Here is a 17,574-nt window from a genome sequence, read left to right as displayed (position 1 = left end):
TTATCGATGCACGTGGATCTCGGAGACGATCGTCGGTAGGCCGTCGATCGTTTCGCGGGCGAGCAGTTGCGCCGCCGCGGTGGGCAGACGGCGGATCAGCACCTTGGGACTGCCGGCGCCGTCGGGACGGCTGCGCAGCTGGAAACGTCGCGGCGAGCGCTGGGCCAGCGGCAGCCGGACGCGGGAACGGATGGCCAGCATCGGCGTGCCGTTGTCCAGGCGGTCCGGGGCGGGCGCGCTGAACTCGGTCTCGCCGGCCAGGTCGACGACGGCGAGCGCCGGTTCCGGCCAGTCGCCGAACAGGCAGTACTTCCAGACGGTGGCGCGCGGCGCCAGCGGCCAGCGGCGATGCACCGGCCAGGCGGTGGCGTTGTCGGCCGGGCCATGCGCCGGCAGGCTGGGCAGCGGCAGGTGCAGCAGCGCGAAGGGCGGCAGCCAGCGGTCGCCCGGCGCGAGCAGCGCCGTCACCTCGGGCGCGTCCAGCGCCTTGGGCGTGGCGACGAGCGTCGCGTCGTCGTCGCTCGGAGCTCCGGGCGCGACCCACAGCAGCTCGCGCGGCCGGTCGGCGGGGTCCTCGGTGCCGCAGGCGAAGTCGTCGTCGGTCGCATGCACCAGCCAGTCCAGTGCGGCCTCGCCGTCGTCGGGATCGGTGTCGGCACGCAGTCGCTCGATCGCCTCGGCCGGGCCGTGCACCAGCAGCGTGCCGCCGTCGGCCCGCACCAGCGCGTCGGCGCGGCGCAGCCGCTCGGCGGTGGTGCCGGCGGGGACGAAGCGCAGGCCGCGGCAGCGTCCGTCGGCGTAATAGCCGTGCTCGACGTCGATGCGCAGCAGGGGGAGGTAGGGGCCCATGAGGTGCTCCTTGACGGTCAGCCGCGGGCGCCGACGCCCACGCCCGGCGTGCGCACCGACGGCAGCTGGGCATCGGACTGGCGGGCGTCGATGGTGAGCAGGCGCACCCGGTACAGCACCGAGGGCAGGTAGCGCCCGCCGAGCACGCCCCACAGCGTCGCCATCTCGTTCAGGTTCAGCGGCTCGATCGACAGCGTGAGCTTGTCCAGGCGCGGATCCATGCCGGGCGAGTTCTGCGTGTCCAGCACCGGCGTGGCCTGGAAGCAGGCGATGGTGCTGGCGATGAGCTTGAGCGCTTCCGGGTAGGTGGTGCCGCCGTAGTTGGCGGCGAACATCACCAGCAGGTTCAGCTGCACCGGCGGGGCGGAGCGGGCCAGGCGCTCGCCGCTGCCCAGGGCCTGGGCCGGCAGGCTGGCGACCGGGTCGCGTTCCAGGTTCACCAGGAAGGCCGCGAGCCGGTGCGAGGCGCCGGCCGCCGGTCCGCCGTCGGCCTCGTGCAGCGCGGTCACCGCGACCAGGTCCTCCGCCGACTGGTGCGAGCGGCGCAGCACGGCGTTGAGGTGGCCGGCGAGGTGGAGGAGGACGGCGTCGATCATGGTGGGGCCGAGGGCGGGTGGGAGGTTCGGACGCCGCGAGGCGCCGGAGGGTCGATGGGATGAACGATAGGAGCGCGCCCCGCCGCGGCCCATCCGGCGGATGCGGATGTTGGCCGTCCCGATTGCCGAGATCCGCCTCGGTGTTGCGCATGTCGATGCGGGCGCGGCTGTCAAGCTGTCAACCCTGCCGGGGCGCAGGGGCTGACGCGCGCGGCCGGCGCTCCTAGACTCCGCGCCATCACACGCCCGCAGAGGCGTGTCGCAGGGAGCAATCACCATGGACAGGAGCAGCGGCGGGGGCCCGGTGCCCGAGATGCCCGCCATGCCAGCGTTGGCCGCGCCATCCCGGCCGAAGGTCGCCGGTGCGGACGGATCGGTCGCCGGCGGCGTGCTTGTCGCCGCGCCGCGGGAGTTCCTGCTCGGCGACTGGCACGTGGAGGTGCGGACCCGGCGGCTGAGCCGCGGCGACGAGACCGTGGTGCTCGAGCCGCGGCCGATGGCGGTGCTGGTCGCGCTGTGCCGCCAGCCGGGCGAGGTGGTGTCCGCCGAGGCGCTGCTGCAGGACTGCTGGCCCGAGGCGACCACGCTGGGCGACAACCCGGTGCACAAGGTGGTGGCCGGCCTGCGCCGCGCGCTGGGCGACAGCGCCGCGACGCCGCGTTACCTGGAGACCATCCGCAAGGAGGGCTACCGCGTGGTGGCGCCCCTGGGCGTGCTGTCGGCACAGGGGCCGCGCAGCCATGCCGGCGGCTGGCGCGGGCAGTCGCCGTTCCGCGGCCTGGAGCCGTTCGATGCCGCGCATGCGAGCGTGTTCTTCGGCCGCGACGAGGCCGTCGCCGCGCTGCATGCGCGCTTGACGCGGCAATGGCGGCTGGGTCATCCGCTGGTGGTGCTGCTGGGGCCGAGCGGCTCGGGCAAGACCTCGCTGGTGCAGGCGGGACTGGTGCCGGCGCTGGCGCGCCCGGCCGTCGACGAGGATCGCGGCAATGGGAACGGTGATGTGGACGGCGATGTGGACGGCGACGTCCCCCGCCTGCGCGTCTGCGCCGCAGCCAGCGTCGACCTGGGCGCGCTGGGCGGCCTCGATGCCTGGGCGGGCCTGGCCGGCGCGATGCTGGACTGGGACTGCCAGGGCGTGCCGCTGCTGTCCGGCCACAGCATCGACACGCTGTCGGCGGCGTTGCGCGAGGCGCCGGACGAAGTGCTGCGTCAGCTCGCGATCGGCCTGGACGCGACGCGTGCGCTGCGCGGCGGTGCTGAGGCGCCGCCGCTGCTGGTGCTGGACCGGCTCGAGGCCCTGCTGCAGGAGGACGACGCGCGCACCGCGGCCTGGTTCGACGCGCTGGCGCGGCTGGTGCGCAGCGCGCGGCTGGTGGTGCTGGCGGTCTGCCGCAACGACTTCTACCCGGCGATGGCGCGGCGACCGCTGCTGATGCGCGGCAAGGAGAGCGGCGCCCACCTCGACCTGGCGCCGCCCGCCGCGTCGGCGATCGCGCAGATGATCCGGCTGCCGGCGCGCGCCGCCGGGCTGAGCTACGGCACCGACGCGAGCGGGCTGAACCGGCTCGACGACCGGCTCTGCGCCGACGCGATGCAGGCGCCGGACGCGCTGCCACTGCTGCAGTACACGCTGCAGCAGCTCTACCTGCACCGGGCACCGGGCGAGGTGCTGGCCTGGTCGGCCTATGAGGACCTGGGCGGCCTGGAGGGCGCGATCGGCCGCCGCGCGGAGGCGCTGCTGGGCGAGCTGCCGGCGGACCAGCAGGAGGCGCTGCCCCGGCTGCTGCCGCGACTGGTGGCGCTGGCCGGCGAGGAAGCGTCGCCGACCGGCCGCTGGGTCGCGGCGGCGGAGTTGAGCGACGCGCCCGAGCGCGCGCTGGTCGCCGCCTTCGTCGAGGCCCGGCTGCTGGTGGCGGACCACGCGGGCGGCGTCAACGGCTACCGCGTCGCCCACGAGGCGCTGCTGCGGCGCTGGCCGCGGGTCACCGCCTGGGTGGCGCAGCACCGCGCCGCGCTGGCGGCGCGCGACGAGTTGCGGCCCTGGGTCGCGCGCTGGCGCGAGGCGGGGCAGGCCAGCGCGCTGCTGCTGCCGCGCGGCACGACGCTGTGGAACGCCGCGCGCATCCTGGCCGAGGCGCCCGGGCTGCTCGGCGACGAGGCCCGAGACTTCATCGCGCGCTCGCAGCGCCGGCTGCGCCTGCGACGCTGGGGACTGGGCGCGGCCAGCGCCGGCGCCTTCTTGCTGGCGGCAGTCGCGGGCGTGGCGGCGATCGGTTACGCGCGGCAGGCCGGGGTCGCCGCGGAGCGCGAGCGCCAGAGCCGGCAGCTGGCGTCCTTCATGCTCGGCGAGCTGGCGGACGGCCTGCGGCCGATCGGCAAGCTGGACCTGCTGGGACGCATCGGCGAGCAGGGTCTGCGGCTGCTCGGTCCGGCTGAGGGCGGCGAGACGGAGGCCGAGCTGGCGACTGCGGCGACCGTGGCCAATGGCGCCGACACGCTGGGACGTGCGAAGGCGCTGGTGGTGATCGGCGAGGTCAACAGCAGCCGCGGCAAGGGCCGCACCGACATCGCCATCGACGCGCTGAACGCGGCGCTGCGCCTGCTGGCGCCGCTCGAGCCGCTGGAGCGCGTGCCGGGCGTCAGCGCCGGCGACTACTACCGCACCCTCGGCGCGGCCTCGTTCTGGCTGGGCCAGATCGCCTTCGACGCCGGCGACTTCGACGCGGCGGCGCGGGCCATGGACCGCTACCGCATCGCCAGCGAGCGCTGGCGGCAGCAGGCGCCCGAGGACGCGACCGCGCAGGGGGAACTGGGCTACGCGCTCAACAGCCTGGGCTCGATCGCGTTCCGGCGCGGGGCCTGGGAGGACGCGCAGCGCTGGTTCCAGGCCTCGCTGGCGCTCAAGCTCGAGGCGCTGGCGCGTTCGCCCGCGGACGCCGACCTGCGCGACGGCGTCGCGACCTCCCAGACCTGGCTCGGCCTGGTGGCGCATGTGCGGGGCCGGCCGATCGAGGCCCTGGTGGCGCTGGACGCCGCGCGCGCCGAGCGCCTGGCGCAGGCGGCCGCCCATCCCGACGAGCAGCTGCGCCTGCGCGACCTGGGCACGCTGGAGCTGCGCCGCGCGGAGGCGCTGCGCGCGGCGGGGCGCCTCGACGAGGCGGTGGCGACGATGGCCGAGGGCGTCGCGCGGCTGCGCCAGGCCGAGCGGCACGATCCGGAGAACCGCTACTGGCGCGCCGACCGCCAGCACGCCGAGGGCAGCCTGCTGCTGGCGCGCCTGGATGCCGGCCAGGCTGTCGACGCGGCGCTGGCGGCCTTGCGCGATCAGCTCGCTGGCGAGCCGGCCACCACCGGCAGCGATCCGGCGCGGGACTTCCTGCGGCGCGAGGCCCTCATGCGGGTGGCGCTGGCCGAGGCCGGGACCGCCGCGCGCGCCGGCGACTGGGCCGGCGTGCGCACGCGGCTGGCGGCCAGCGAGGAGGCGATGGCGACGCTGCTGCGCCTGCGGCCGCAGCACTGGCAGAACCATGAACTGCAGGCGCGCCGGGCGCTGCTGGGCCTGCGGGCCGACGCGGCCGGCGCAGCGCCCGATCGCGCGCGCTGCGCGCGGCAACGCGACCAGATCCAGCCGGCGGTCGACGCCGGGCAGGCCGGGCTGGTGCTCGAGGCCTGGCTGGCCTTGCGCGCCTGCGCGAGCCCGCAGGCGCCGGACGACGGCTGGACCCGGCGGCTGACGGCGGGCGGCTATGTGCCGGCCCACGCGGCCCTTTTCGCTGATGTCCCAACTCCCTCCCTGAAAGGAAGGCGACCCTCATGAACGACCTCACTGCCGCTGCGCTCGCGCGCGCCGACGCCGAAGAATCGACGCTGTACTTCGTCGTGCCCCTGATCGGGCCGGCCGACAACGTGATTCCCTGCGCCTACTTCAATGCGCGCTGGGAGCGCATCCCGAGCCCCAAGCCGCTGGATACCGTCAACACCAACGCGATCATGTTCGCGCAGCAGTCCGTGGGGCTGTCGCCGGACGTGCTCGTGCAACTCGGCAACAGCAAGCCGGACACCAGCGTGACGCTGTTCGTCGCGGTGGCCAAGACCCTGGAGAAGCCGAGCGGGCTGCCCAACACCTTCGTCGCGACCGGCCTGGATCAGGCGACCACGGTCACCGTGCCGGTCGGTCCGGGCACGCGACGCGGCGTGGTGCTGGTGTTCCGCCGCCCGGCCTCCGGCAACGCGCAGACGCTGATCGCGACCTCCGATCCGGAGATCCGCAACGGCAGCAGCAGCGACGACTGATCGTCGCGCGGCCATCAGCGCAGGGGCGCCGCGCCGGGCCGCGACGGCGACGACGACGACGACGGGGCGTCGGCGATCCATCGCGTGTCCCAGCGCTGCATGTGGGCCAGCGCGTTCTCGATCGGCGCCGCGCTGACCCGCCCGGCGCCGAGGAAGGGCCGGTCCATCGCCACGACGACAGGCAAGACCAGGCCCGGCACCAGCGCCAGCACCACGATCGCGCCGCGGCTGCAGGCGCTGACCGGCAGCGCCGCCACCGGCGCCAGCGTCAGCAGCGAGCTGGCCAGCACCACCGCCCACAGCGTCGCCGGTACCTGGCCGCGGGCGGCCAACAGCCGCGCGCGGCGCTGGCTCAGCAGCTCGTTGGCCTGGGTCCAGATCTGCGCGAGGAGGGCGCCCTCCGACGCCGCCGCGGGATGCAGGTCGCCCAGCGTGCGGTAGAGGTCGTCGAAGGCATCCAGCGTCGGCAGGCTGGCTTGGTCCCGCTGCATCGCGATCCATTCCTTGCCGATCACGCTGCGGCCGTAGCCGCGCAGCCGCTCGCGCGCCAAGCGCGACTCGGGCGTGCCGTAGACCGCCAGCGAGCGCGCCAGTTGCGCCATCGCGGTGGCCTCGCGCTCGACCGCCTGTTCGGCGGCGAAGGCGTCCCGAACCGACACCGCCGAGACCGCCAGCAGCAGCGCGTTGACCGTCGCGATCACGCCCAGCGACGCGAGCGCGACGCGGTGGTCGGTCGCGGTGGCTCGTTCGCGCCAGCGGCGCGGGAACAGCGCCTGCGCGCCCAGCCCGATCGCCATCCAGGCCAGCACCAGCGCGCCGCCCAGCACCCAGGCCGGCCACGCGTGGACGATCAGCGGCATGACCCGGCTCCCTGGGGCGCGCCGTCGCTCAGGCCCTCGCCCAGGGCGTAGCGGGTGATGCCGGCGACGCCGCGCACGCCCAGCTTGCGGGTGACGTTCTCGCGGTGGGTGGCGACCGTCTTTGCGCTGAGCTTGAGGCGGTCGGCGATCTCCTGCGTGCTCAGGTCCTCGGCGAAGAGCTGGGCGATCTCGCGCTCGCGCGCGGTCAGCGCGGGACCGGCCGGCGCGGACGCGGCGCCGTCGGGCAGGCGCTGGCGCGTGCGGATCTCGTCGACCAGGCCGCCCATCAGGCCCGGGCTGAGGTAGATGCGGCCGGCGGCCACGTCGCGCACCGCGCGCAGCAGTTCCTCGCTGGACGCGTCCTTGAGCACGTAGCCGGAAGCGCCGGCCTGCAGCGCGGTGACCACGCTGCGCTGGTCGCCGTGCATCGACAGGCAGATCACCTGCACCGCCGCATGCTGCGCGCGCACGCGCCGCGTCGCCTCCAGGCCGTTGAGGCCGGGCATGGCGATGTCGGTGATCAGCAGGTCCGGTTGCAGGTGGCGCACGAGCTTGACGGCGGCGGCGCCGTCCTCGGCCAGGCCGACGACGTCCAGCGCCGCATCGCGGGACAGGAGCGCGCGCAGGCCTTCGCGCACGAGTTGGTGGTCATCGGCCAGGACGATGCGCAGGGACATGGGGGTCTCCTCGGTGAATGGGGAAGGCAGGGGATGGCGACGGGGCGCGGGCGTCGTGGCCGCGCCCGGCGGTCGCCTCACTTGGGTGCGAGCGGCAGCAGCAGCGTGGCGCTGGTGCCGCGGCCCGGCTCGGAGCGCAGCACCAGCGCGCCGCCCATCGCCTGCAGCTGCGCGCGAGCGCCGCCCAGGCCGAGGCCGTGGCCATCGGCGGCTCCGTGCCAGTCGTCCTCGCGGGCTTGCTCCGGACGGTGAGCGCCGCGCGGCGCGGCCGGCAGGCCGCGACCGTCGTCCCGCACCCGCACGCTCAACCAGCCTTGCCGGATCTTGGGCGTGATCTCGATCCGCGTCGCCCGGGCGTGCTTCTGCACGTTCAGGCAGAGCTCGCGCACGACCCGGCAGGCGGCGGCGCGCTGCGCATCGGGCACCTCGGCGATGTCGGCCGCCGACAGCGCGCGGCCGTCGATGCGCACCTCCAGGGTGCCGCGCAGGCCCAGTTCCACCGCCACCGCTTCCAGCGCCGTCGGCAGGTCGCCGTGCCAGTCCGGCGGCGCCAGCGCGAAGGCCAGCGTCCGCACCGTCTCGGACAGCTCGCCGAGCAACTCGCCGAAGCGCGTCGCCGGGTGCGACTGCGTGGCGTCACGGCCGCCGAGGCCGCCGAGGCCACGGACGGCGCCCGAGGCCGCGTCCGCTTGGGAGCCGGCGTCCGAGCCCGAGCCCGAGCCGGAACTCGCATCAGCACCGACTCCGTCCGCTTGCGTCCTGCGCCAGTCGCCCAGGGCCAGGCGCAGGCGGACGATCAGTCCACCGACCTGGTCATGCAGCAGCTGGGCCATGCGCTCGCGCTCGCGGCGCTCGGCCTCGGCGTGGGCTTCCGCGAGCGTGGTCTGCAGCCGGGTGAGGCGCTGCAGCCGGTGCTCGGCGGCCAGCCGGGCCGGCAGGCCGCCCTGGCGGGGCCGGCCCGCGGGCGGCGAGGCCGGGGGTGGAGGGCAACGGTGCGGGGTGAGGTTCATGGGAGCTCCCTGTGCGCCATGTCGGCGTCGTCGTGTCGAAGGGGCGATCCGGGGATCGGTGCCGTCAACGGTAGGCGGGACCGGGGAGCGCGACCTTCCGGAAACCTTCCGGAGGCCGGCGGACCGCCTCGCCGCGTCGGGCGCGACCGCTCAGGGCGGCGGACATCGCGCCATCTGGTCCGGATGCGCGCGGCTGAAGGCGTAACAACGCTTCAGATAGACGATGTTGGCGCCCAGATCCGGCAGCGGCCGTCCGGGACCTTTCCAGTGATCGGCCAGCGCCTGGCGCAGCGGCTCGACGGCCGCCAGGTAGTCGTCGGGGAAGGGGATGACCTCGTAGACCAGCGGGAACTCGATGTACTCGAGCTTCACCAGCGCGCCGAGCTGCTCGTAATGGAAGTGGACGGCGGCGTAGTCCTCCATGTCCTGGCTCAGGTAGAGGTCCTCGCCGGAGCCGGCGCGCAGGATCAGCTCGTCCAGGCGCGGCAGGATCTCCGGCAGTCGCTCCTTGAGGAAGGCGCGGGCGCGCAGCCGGATGCGCTCGTCGCGCTCGAGCAGGTGGGCCACGTGCTGCAGCGACTGCAGGCGCCCGGTCAGGTTGGCGCGTTTGCTGTCGTCGACCCATTCGACCAACTGGGTCACCGAGATCAGCACGCCGGCGATGACGCTCAGGCCGGTGGCCAGGCCGACCGTCCCCTGCCAGAAACCGAGCACCGCGGCCCGCCGCCCGCGCGGAGCCGGGCCGTCCAGGGCGGCGCTCATGGCGGGGCTCCCTTCTGGCGCAGCACGACGGTCCAGGGCCGCTCGGGCGTGGGCACCAGCCGGCCGGCGGCGTCCAGCGGCGTGCGGGTCCAGGTGACGCTGTCGCTGACGTTGCCGCCGATGGCGCCGAGCTCGGCACCGTCCACCTGCACGACCAGGTCGCAGTGCCAGGGCCAGGCGCGGGCGCGCAGCGGGCGGGCGAGGGCGCTCCACTGGGCGAATCCCGATGGCGCCTCCGGGGTCGCGTCGCGCGGCGCGCAGATCAGGTCGCCGGGGCGAGGGGCGGTGGAGGCGGCGTCGCGGGCCTCGAAGCCGGCGCGGACGCCGTGGTCCAGCGCGGCGCGGATGTACTGCCAGTGCAGCTCGGCGGCTTCGAACTGGCGCTCGCCGAAGCCGGCGCCGCGCATCAGCCAGGAGATGAAGACGGCGCTCCAGGGGCGCAGCGAGCCGTCCTCGTGGCGGGTGCGCTGGACCGGGAAGTCGCCGCCCTTGACGCCGAGCCAGTACAGCAGCACCCGGGCGTGGAGGTAGGGCTCGGCTTCCTGGCCGCGGGGCTCGTCGAGGCGGCGTTCGGTGAGGTTGGTGGCGGCGTCCCAGCGGCCCCGGCCCCAGAGCTGCCATTCCTGCAGCGCCAGCGCCAGCAGGCGCTCGGTCGAGGCCGGGTCGGGCGCGGGCTCGCCGCCCAGGCCGGGCGCGGGGCGGATGTCCTCGACGGCGTAGACCGGCGCGGGATCGGTGGCTGGCCATCGCTCGGTAGGCGGCGGTTGCAGCGCCGCGCAGCCGGACAGGATCGAGATGGACAGCGCGGCCAGGAGCCGCAGCGTCAGGGCGGCGATGCCGGGGTGATCAAGGAGGCGAGGGAAGCGAAGGATGCGCGAGGATATGCGGGCTCCTGCGCCCGCAAGGGCGGGCGTGGAGCGCTCATCGTCGGGGCGCGGTGGCGATCGGGGCATCGGCGCGGGGCTGAGCTTGGGGGGAGGAATGTCGGAGGCGGTCATCGTGCTTTCGCTGGCCGGTCTGGTCCTCGCGAGAGCTGCATGTCTGTGATGCCGTGGTGAGACCTGCAACTGTCCAGAGCGATTCCTGCAATCGACATCTTCATCATGGAGAATCGCCGCCCTGAATCAGGGAGTGAGACCGACCTGGCATTGAGCGCGACAGACGCTTGCCGGTTGGACCATGGTGTGGCCGCAGGCGTTTCCCTGAGGCGTGTGCGACTTCCTGATGGCTTGCCAAACTACATCAGGGAGTTCTCGCGTGAGCGACCCGACGCATCGATTCATTGCGACCCGCAGCCCGCTGGGCCATCTTCTGATCGCCTTCGGGCTGAGCCTGTTCGCGCTGCCGGCGATGGCCTCCAAGGACTGCTGGTCCATGTGGACGCCCCGCGGCCCCATATCGAACTACCTACAGACCAGCACGCCCGAAACCATCAGCGTGTATCAGGATTGCCGCGACACCTATGGCGATGTGGCGGCAGCCACGTATGCGGCAGTCGCGCCAATCGCGCAGAAGCCACGGGACTACTCGGACTTCACGCAGACCACGGAACTGTTCCCGGAAGGGTGCACTCCCGGTGAACATGCGGGACGGCCAACCGCAACGTGCTTCTACAAGTACCGCAATACCTACGTTCGCAAGCTGCCGCCCTACGAAGTCAGTTACTCCGACGGCGAGGACTTTTTCGAACTGTTGATGACGTGTGGAGAGAAGTTCCGCACGAAGCCCCTGACCAAGGCCATCGATAGTTGCAAGCCGATCATCGACAGGAATCTCTTCGTCGGTGGCAGTTGTCCTATACGGCGGGGAGTTGGAAATCCCATCGAGCCGCTCACCGGTCTGAAGCAGCAGCCCGAGGACATCATCGGTTGGGGGCGCGGTCACGCGCTCAAGATGAACTACCTGAGCCTGCTGATGCCGGAGAGCGGGACGATCCACGAGGGGGGCTCCAACTCGTTCGGCCGCTACTGGTTCAGCAACCTCCACAAGCAGTGGATCAATCAGGGCAACCCCAAGCGCATCTATCTGTTCCAGCGCGGCCTGGGAGCGTGGAAGTCCTTCGGGGATCAGGCGGACCCCACGGAGCGGGATCCTTGGCCTCAGGTCGGCGGTCAGCAGACGCTGTACTTCGACCCGACCGAGCGCGCGATCGAGGTGTATCGCGCCGACGGTACGTTGGCGTCCATTGCCTACATCGACGGCCGCCGGCTTGATTACACCGTCGTCGCGACTCCAGCGGGCGCGGAGTATTCGGAGAGCCGCAATCTCGTCAGCGTGATCCGTGATGAGGCCGGCCGGCAGATCGCCTTCCAGTACAAGGCGGTCGATCCGAAGTACGCAGCCATCCAGAGCATCACGGACCCTGCGGGCGTCGTGCTGCCGCTGACGTATGACGATGCAGGGAACCTCACGTCCATCACCTACGCGGACCAGACGACGAAGCGCTTCCTGTACGAGAACACATCGTTCCGTCACTTGCTGACGGGTCGCCTGGATGAAGGCAACGGCCGCATCGGCACCTATCGCTATGACGACCAGGGCCGGGCCATCTTCTCCCAGACGGGTTCGCTCAATGGCTGGACGATTACCTGGCCGAGTCCGCCGAAGTTCGTGCTTCCGACGGAGGTCTACGACCCGGATCTCGACGCGTTCGTGCGCCTTCACGTGCGCATAGACAACACGCCGATGCAAGCGCTGGTCACGGCACCGGATGGCCGGCAGTCCACCTGGGATGGCACGGTGGTGGGGAACCTGCAGCTGCTTGGCGCGCAGAGCCAGCCCGCCGGTGCAGGATGTGCGGCGTCGACCTCGGCATCAGCCTTCGATGCTGCTGCCAACGTCACGCGCAGCGACGACTTCAATGGCAACCGCAGCTGCATGACCTATGACGCGGTCCGCAAGCTGGAGGTGACGCGAATCGAAGGTGTGTCGTCGGCAATGGCGTGCGAGTCGGTGACAGTGGCGTCGCTGCCGGCAGGCGCACGGATGATCAGTTCGCAGTGGCACCCCGATTGGCGCCTGGCTATCCGGACCGCCGAGCCGCGCCGCATTACGACGCTCGTCTACAACGGCCAGCCCGATCCCTTCAACGGCAATGCGGTGGCGAGCTGCGCGCCGGCCAGCGCGCTGCTGCCCGACGGCAAGCCCATCGTCGTGCTGTGCAAGCGCGTAGAACAGTCAACGACCGACGAGAGCGGTGCGCAAGGCTTCAATGCGACGCTGCAGTCCGGCGTACCGGCCCGCACGACAAGCTGGACCTATGACGCCACCGGCCAGGTGCTCACCGAGACCGATCCGCGCGGCAAGGTGGTTGTGACCAACGAGTACTACACCGACACAACCGCCGAGCACACCAAGGGCGACCTCAAGTCCTCAATGAACAGCGCAGGGCACCTGACGCAGTTCCCGCGCTACAACGCCTACGGCAAGCCGCTGGAGGCCATCGATGCCAACCTGGTCTCGACCACCTACGCCTATGACGCGCGTCAGCGCCTGACCTCGGTGTCCACCGGGGGATCAACCACCAGCTACGAGTACTGGCCCACCGGGTTGCTCAAGAAGACGACACAGCCCGATGGCGCGATCGGGACCTACGAGTACGACGACGCGCATCGCCTGACCGCCGTGGCCGATGGCCAGGGCAACCGCATCGAGTACACGCTGGACCAGAGCGGCAATCGGACCGCGGAACAAGCCAAAGACCCGCAAGGCACGCTCAAGCGGAGCATGAGCCGCGTCTTCGACGCGCTGGGCCGGGCACAGCAAACAACAGGCAGGGAGTGAATGATGGAAAACAACAGCGTGCGGACGAGAGCCGTCACATCGGGAGGGATTGCGTGATTGTCGAAACAAGAAGTCTGTTGACCTCCAAGTGCCTTCGCCATCTGCTCATGGCGGCCGTCCTCGGTTGCTTCTCGCTGCCGGCGATGGCAGCCAGGGACTGCTGGATCGTCTGGGAGACAGAGGGCATTCTTCGATGGGCGGACGATGCGCTGAACCCGCTCCACTTCGAATGCAAGGATTCCCCTGCAGAGGCGGTTGCGCCGGTCCAGTCGATTGCCGAACCCGTTCTTGCCTCGGTAACGGAGCGGTATAGCTCCGTGTACGCGCTCAGCTTCACGGGCTGCGTCAGCAGGGGCTTGTGGGGCAGCAGTCCTTGGATGACTTGCAAGTACAACTACACCGCGACATTCCATTGGAACGACGGTCGGGTGACCTCGGAAACAGGCGAGACGTCCGTGAACTTGCAGATGCCTTGCGGCGCGGCGCTCAACACGACGCCTATCGGCTCCTCGCCAGCGACTTGCAAAGGCATTCGCACGAAAACGCCGCCTGGTCCGCCAAGCTGTCCGCGGTTCGGCAATCCCATCGAGCCACTCACCGGCATCAAGCGGCAGCATGAGCCGTTGCTGACCTGGGGCCGCGGGCATTCGCTGTCCTTGACTTATGTCAGCCGCCCCAAGCCGGAGATCAATCCCATCGAGGACGCCGGCGCACAGTCCTTCGGACGTTGGTGGTCCAGCAATCTGCATCGTCAAATGATGGCGTGGAGAACCGACCCCTCGCAGCGACTCTTCCAGCGCGGGGACGGCGTCTGGAAGCGGTTCCCGAGCAACGGACCTAGTACCGACCTCAGCGAGCGGGATCCGTCTCCACAATGGGCCGAATCTTCTCCGTACACCCTGTATCGCGACGAGGCCGCGAGAGCCATCGAGATGTATCGCGAGGACGGCAGTCTGGCCTCGATCGTCTATGCCGATGGGCGTCGGCTCGATTACGCGAGCGTCGCCATGCAAGGCAATGGTTACCCGCTGGCCTATGGCCGGCAGGTGAATGCCATCCAGGACGAGAGCGGCAGGATCGTCTCGTTCGAGTACACGAAGATCGACGACAAGTACATTGCCATCCGCTCGGTTACTGATCCTGCGGGGCGCGTGCTGTCGATGGACTATGACGCAGGCGGCCACCTGGAGACGTTGACCTTCGCGGACCAATCGAGCGTCGGGTTCGTTTACGAGGATGCGCAGAGGAAGCATCTGCTGACGGGCCGCATCGATGAATCGGGCCGGCGGGCGGGTACCTACGCTTACGACGATTCGGGGAATGCGGTGCTCACCCGGACAGGCTCCCTTCCCGGATGGACGGTGAAATGGGAAACGGAGAGGCCGAACATCGCGCCCAGCGAGTATTACGACCCGCAACTCGATGTCGTGATTCGCGAGTACCCGCGGCCTCTGCCACTTCGTGCGCGGGTCACCGCACCCGACGGACGGGAGATGGACCTGGACAGCGTCGTAGTGGGCAGTTCCGCGTACCTGGCTGCGAGTTCGCAGCCCGCTGGCGCGGGTTGCGAGCCCGCGACGTCGACAGTGGTCCACGACGCAGCAGGCAACGCGACCCAGCGAGACGACTTCAACGGCAACCGCAGCTGCATGGCATATGACCCGGCGCGCAACGTGGAGACGCAGCGCATCGAAGGCCTGTCATCGGCAACAGCGTGCGAGACGGTTTCGGCAGCGTCCCTGCCGACGGGCGCTCGGATGATCAGTTCGCAGTGGCACCCCGATTGGCGAATGTCCACCCGGACCGCTGAGCCTCGCCGCGTCACGACGCTGGTCTACAACGGCCAGCCTGACCCGTTCAATGGCAACGCGGTGGCGAGCTGCGCGCCCACCAGCGCCTTGCTGCCCGATGGCAAGCCCATCGTCGTGCTGTGCAAACGCGTGGAGCAGGCGACGACGGACGACACCGGCGCGCAAGGCTTCAATGCGACGCTGCAGTCCGGCGTACCGGCCCGCTCGACAAGCTGGACCTACGACGCCACCGGCCAGGTGCTCACCGAGACCGACCCGCGCGGCAAGGTCGTCGTGACCAACGAGTACTACACCGACACGACGGCCGACCATACCAAGAGCGACTTGAAGTCCTCGGTGAACAGCGCCGGCCACCTGACGCAGTTCCCCCGCTACAACGCCTATGGCAAGCCGCTGGAGGTGGTTGACGCCAACCTGGTCTCGACCACCTACGCCTATGACGCTCGTCAGCGCTTGACCTCTGTGTCCACCGCCGGATCGACCACCAGCTACGAGTACTGGCCTACCGGGCTTCTCAAGAAGACGACACAGCCCGATGGCGCCGTGGTGACCTACGAGTACGACGATGCGCATCGCTTGATCGCTGTGGCCGACGGCCAAGGCAATCGCATCGAGTACACGCTGGACCAGAGCGGCAACCGGACGGCCGAAGCGGCCAAAGACCCACAAGGCACGCTCAAGCGGACCCTGGCGCGCGTGTATGACGCGCTGGGCCGGGAACAACAATCGATAGGCAGGGATTGAGATTGATCCGCGTCGATAAGAAGGGAATAGCAATGGCGAGATGGTTGAAGTGGGGGACAGTGCTGCTGTGTTTGCTGGCTGCTCACTCTTCCTATGCGGAGGATTGCCACAAGCTCTACAACTCCTACGACTTCGTCCACCGGGCGTTAAGCCCGGCAGGCGGGGTGCCGGGTTGCTACCCAACGGCGGACGCCTTGAAGGAGGCGTTATGGGCAAAGGTGAGGCCAATCATTGAAGCGCCCATCGACTACCCCGAATCTGTAGAGACCAGCGTCGCCAGCCCTGGGCGCTGTTTCCCCTCTGGATTCCATGACGTGCTTCCTTATCCGATCCACAAGTGCACGTACACCATCAACACCACGTTGCGCAATAAGCGAAACGGAGAGACCTCCTCGTATGTCACCAACAGCTACTTCGATGTGTTGATGGACTGTGGGGGATACCTGAACTCGGACTGGCGACCCGAGCTCGGCCTCTGCATGAGGTTCCGCGATGAGCGTCCCGCCCCAACATGCACGCCGAATCGGGGGAATCCGATCGGTGTGCTGACTGGCCTTAAGTCGCAGCGCGAGCGCATTGTCGGATGGGGGCGGGGGCACGAGCTTGTCCTCAGCTATGCACCGCGGGATGCCGCCATGAGCATCGATCGGTATCCAGGCGGACCGGCCACTTTCGGAAGGCTTTGGCAGGCCAATCTTCTCAAGCGCGCCATGATCAATGGTGATCTCTACACGCCGGTCTTCATGCGCGGCGACGGGACGTCGAAGTCGTTCCAGTCCTTCGGCGATTCGGCGTCGACGCCGCTGGAGCTCGACAAGGCGACCTTCACCCGAAGCAATGCGGGCTGGAACTACTACGACGTGACGGCATCTGCCGTCGAACGGTATGTCGGTGATTCGAGCCCGGAACTCACGCGTGTGCATTTCGCCGATGGTCGATATCTGGACTATCTCTATGGCGACGTGCTTGCCAAGGAGGAGGGCACGATGCGCGTGCGCGTGATCAGCGCCGTCCGCGACGAGACGGGGAGGACGCTGGGCTTCGAGTACGAGCCTGATCCGTTCTATTTTTCGACCGTTCGGGTCAAGGCTGTAAACGACCCGGGCGGCCGTCGTCACACGTTTCGGTATGGAGGCTTTGGCGGCCTGAGCGAGATCGGTCATCCGGACGACACGTCGCGGCGCTACGGCTATGAGAATGCCGATCAGACCTGGGCCATCACGTCGTTGGTCGACGAAGGAGGTCAGGTCCTGGGTAGGTATGAGTACGACTCGGAAGGTCGCGCCATCACGACGGCCACGGGTAGCAACGGTGAGCGGTGGCACGTGGAGTGGCCGGCTCCCCCTCGGTGGACGCTGACGCTCACCGACGATGTTCCCAACTTGCGGACCACTCGCCGGCTGGATGTGCTGCAAGCTGTGAATGCCAGCGTGACAGGTCCTGATGGACGGGCACTGGGGTTCACGAGCCAGCAGATTGCAGGCTCCACACTAACGAAGGAACAGTCGCAGCCGGCGGGCGCGGGATGCGAGGCGTCAAGTTCATCGCTGGACTACGACGCCGAAGGGAATGTCAGCCGCAGGACTGACTTCAATGGTGGTCAAACCTGTCACAGCTATGTTGACGTGCGGCATCTGGAGTCGTCACGTGTCGAGGGCCTGACGGCGGGCGCGGCTTGTGCGCCGGTGTTGAGCGCGGGGGCAGCTTTACCCGCGGGCGCACGCAAAGTGAGTTCTCAATGGCACCCCGACTGGCGTCTGGCCACCCGGACGGCGGAGCCGCGCCGCATCACGACGCTGGTCTACAACGGACAGCCCGATCCCTTCAACGGCAACGCGGTGGCGAGCTGCGCGCCGGCCAGCGCGTTGCTGCCCGACGGCAACCCCATCGTCGTGCTGTGCAAACGCGTGGAGCAGGCAACGACCGACGAGACCGGCGCGCAAGGCTTCGATGCGACGCTGCAGTCCGGGGCGCCGGCTCGCACAACGAGCTGGACCTACGACGCCACCGGCCAGGTGCTCACCGAGACCGATCCGCGCGGCAAGGTCGTGGTGACCAACGAGTACTACACCGACACGACGGCTGACCACACGAAGGGCGACTTGAAGTCCTCGACAAATAGCGCCGGCCACCTGACGCAGTTCCCGCGCTACAACGCCTATGGCAAGCCGCTGGAAGTCATCGACGCC

The 17,574-nt window shown here is 70.1% G+C and carries 11 protein-coding genes and 1 pseudogene; 5 read left to right on the top strand and 7 right to left on the bottom strand.

Features of this window, described 5'->3' with window-relative positions:
- Positions 1–849 carry a hypothetical protein gene (locus ACTJKJ_RS26470; RefSeq protein ID WP_440823094.1) on the bottom strand — a complete coding sequence of 283 codons (849 nt, stop codon included), beginning with the start codon at positions 847–849 and terminating at the stop codon, positions 1–3.
- A gap of 17 nt (positions 850–866) precedes the next feature.
- The gene (locus tag ACTJKJ_RS26465) at positions 867–1,445 is read right to left on the bottom strand and encodes a DUF4255 domain-containing protein (protein WP_183491854.1); all 579 of its coding nucleotides are present in this window, start codon (positions 1,443–1,445) and stop codon (positions 867–869) included.
- 322 nt (positions 1,446–1,767) lie between these two features.
- Between ACTJKJ_RS26465 and ACTJKJ_RS26460 the strand changes: the two genes are divergently transcribed.
- Both ACTJKJ_RS26460 and ACTJKJ_RS26455 read left to right on the top strand, forming a co-directional pair.
- Positions 1,768–5,262 carry an nSTAND1 domain-containing NTPase gene (locus ACTJKJ_RS26460; protein ID WP_440823091.1) on the top strand — a complete coding sequence of 1,165 codons (3,495 nt, stop codon included), beginning with the start codon at positions 1,768–1,770 and terminating at the stop codon, positions 5,260–5,262.
- Positions 5,259–5,738, top strand: coding sequence for a hypothetical protein (locus ACTJKJ_RS26455; RefSeq protein ID WP_440823089.1), 480 nt, complete (start codon positions 5,259–5,261; stop codon positions 5,736–5,738). Before ACTJKJ_RS26460 ends, ACTJKJ_RS26455 begins: the two co-directional genes overlap by 4 nt.
- 14 nt (positions 5,739–5,752) lie before the next feature.
- On the opposite strand, the gene ACTJKJ_RS26450 is transcribed toward ACTJKJ_RS26455, so the two are convergent.
- The 5 genes from ACTJKJ_RS26450 to ACTJKJ_RS26430 form a co-directional block, all read right to left on the bottom strand.
- Positions 5,753–6,598 (bottom strand): hypothetical protein, encoded by an 846-nt coding sequence (locus tag ACTJKJ_RS26450; RefSeq protein WP_440823087.1) that lies wholly within the window; start codon positions 6,596–6,598, stop codon positions 5,753–5,755.
- A complete protein-coding gene (locus tag ACTJKJ_RS26445) occupies positions 6,589–7,275 on the bottom strand; it encodes a response regulator (RefSeq protein WP_183491851.1) in 687 nt (228 codons plus the stop codon). Before ACTJKJ_RS26445 ends, ACTJKJ_RS26450 begins: the two co-directional genes overlap by 10 nt.
- A gap of 77 nt (positions 7,276–7,352) precedes the next feature.
- A complete protein-coding gene (locus ACTJKJ_RS26440) occupies positions 7,353–8,285 on the bottom strand; it encodes a sensor histidine kinase (protein ID WP_440823085.1) in 933 nt (310 codons plus the stop codon).
- 150 nt (positions 8,286–8,435) lie between these two features.
- Entirely contained in the window at positions 8,436–9,047 is a 612-nt protein-coding gene (locus tag ACTJKJ_RS26435; RefSeq protein WP_440823083.1) for a hypothetical protein, read from the bottom strand.
- On the bottom strand, positions 9,044–10,045 hold the full coding sequence (locus ACTJKJ_RS26430) for a DUF2272 domain-containing protein (RefSeq protein ID WP_440823081.1): 1,002 nt from the start codon (positions 10,043–10,045) through the stop codon (positions 9,044–9,046). Before ACTJKJ_RS26430 ends, ACTJKJ_RS26435 begins: the two co-directional genes overlap by 4 nt.
- A gap of 259 nt (positions 10,046–10,304) precedes the next feature.
- Here ACTJKJ_RS26430 and ACTJKJ_RS26425 point away from each other — a divergent pair, with 259 nt between their 5' ends.
- From ACTJKJ_RS26425 to ACTJKJ_RS26415, 3 genes and pseudogenes are all read left to right on the top strand, one after another.
- Positions 10,305–12,830, top strand: coding sequence for an RHS repeat domain-containing protein (locus tag ACTJKJ_RS26425; protein ID WP_440823079.1), 2,526 nt, complete (start codon positions 10,305–10,307; stop codon positions 12,828–12,830).
- 77 nt (positions 12,831–12,907) lie between these two features.
- Entirely contained in the window at positions 12,908–15,385 is a 2,478-nt protein-coding gene (locus ACTJKJ_RS26420; RefSeq protein ID WP_440823077.1) for an RHS repeat domain-containing protein, read from the top strand.
- A 2-nt stretch (positions 15,386–15,387) separates the two neighbouring features.
- Positions 15,388–17,574 (top strand): annotated as a pseudogene (locus tag ACTJKJ_RS26415) (hypothetical protein); the annotation flags it as partial.

The organism is Roseateles sp. 22389 (assembly GCF_052044995.1).
GTDB lineage: Bacteria > Pseudomonadota > Gammaproteobacteria > Burkholderiales > Burkholderiaceae_C > Roseateles.
Note: the sequence above shows the minus strand (reverse complement) of the source record. Positions and strands in the feature narration are given on the sequence as shown.

Excerpts from the sequence above, each read along its gene's own strand:
- ACTJKJ_RS26470 (WP_440823094.1), bottom strand. The coding sequence starts at position 849 with ATGGGCCCCTACCTCCCCCTGCTGCGCATCGACGTCGAGCACGGCTAT.
- ACTJKJ_RS26465 (WP_183491854.1), bottom strand. The coding sequence starts at position 1,445 with ATGATCGACGCCGTCCTCCTCCACCTCGCCGGCCACCTCAACGCCGTG.
- ACTJKJ_RS26460 (WP_440823091.1), top strand. The coding sequence starts at position 1,768 with ATGCCAGCGTTGGCCGCGCCATCCCGGCCGAAGGTCGCCGGTGCGGAC.
- ACTJKJ_RS26455 (WP_440823089.1), top strand. The coding sequence starts at position 5,259 with ATGAACGACCTCACTGCCGCTGCGCTCGCGCGCGCCGACGCCGAAGAA.
- ACTJKJ_RS26450 (WP_440823087.1), bottom strand. The coding sequence starts at position 6,598 with ATGCCGCTGATCGTCCACGCGTGGCCGGCCTGGGTGCTGGGCGGCGCG.
- ACTJKJ_RS26445 (WP_183491851.1), bottom strand. The coding sequence starts at position 7,275 with ATGTCCCTGCGCATCGTCCTGGCCGATGACCACCAACTCGTGCGCGAA.
- ACTJKJ_RS26440 (WP_440823085.1), bottom strand. The coding sequence starts at position 8,285 with ATGAACCTCACCCCGCACCGTTGCCCTCCACCCCCGGCCTCGCCGCCC.
- ACTJKJ_RS26435 (WP_440823083.1), bottom strand. The coding sequence starts at position 9,047 with ATGAGCGCCGCCCTGGACGGCCCGGCTCCGCGCGGGCGGCGGGCCGCG.
- ACTJKJ_RS26430 (WP_440823081.1), bottom strand. The coding sequence starts at position 10,045 with ATGACCGCCTCCGACATTCCTCCCCCCAAGCTCAGCCCCGCGCCGATG.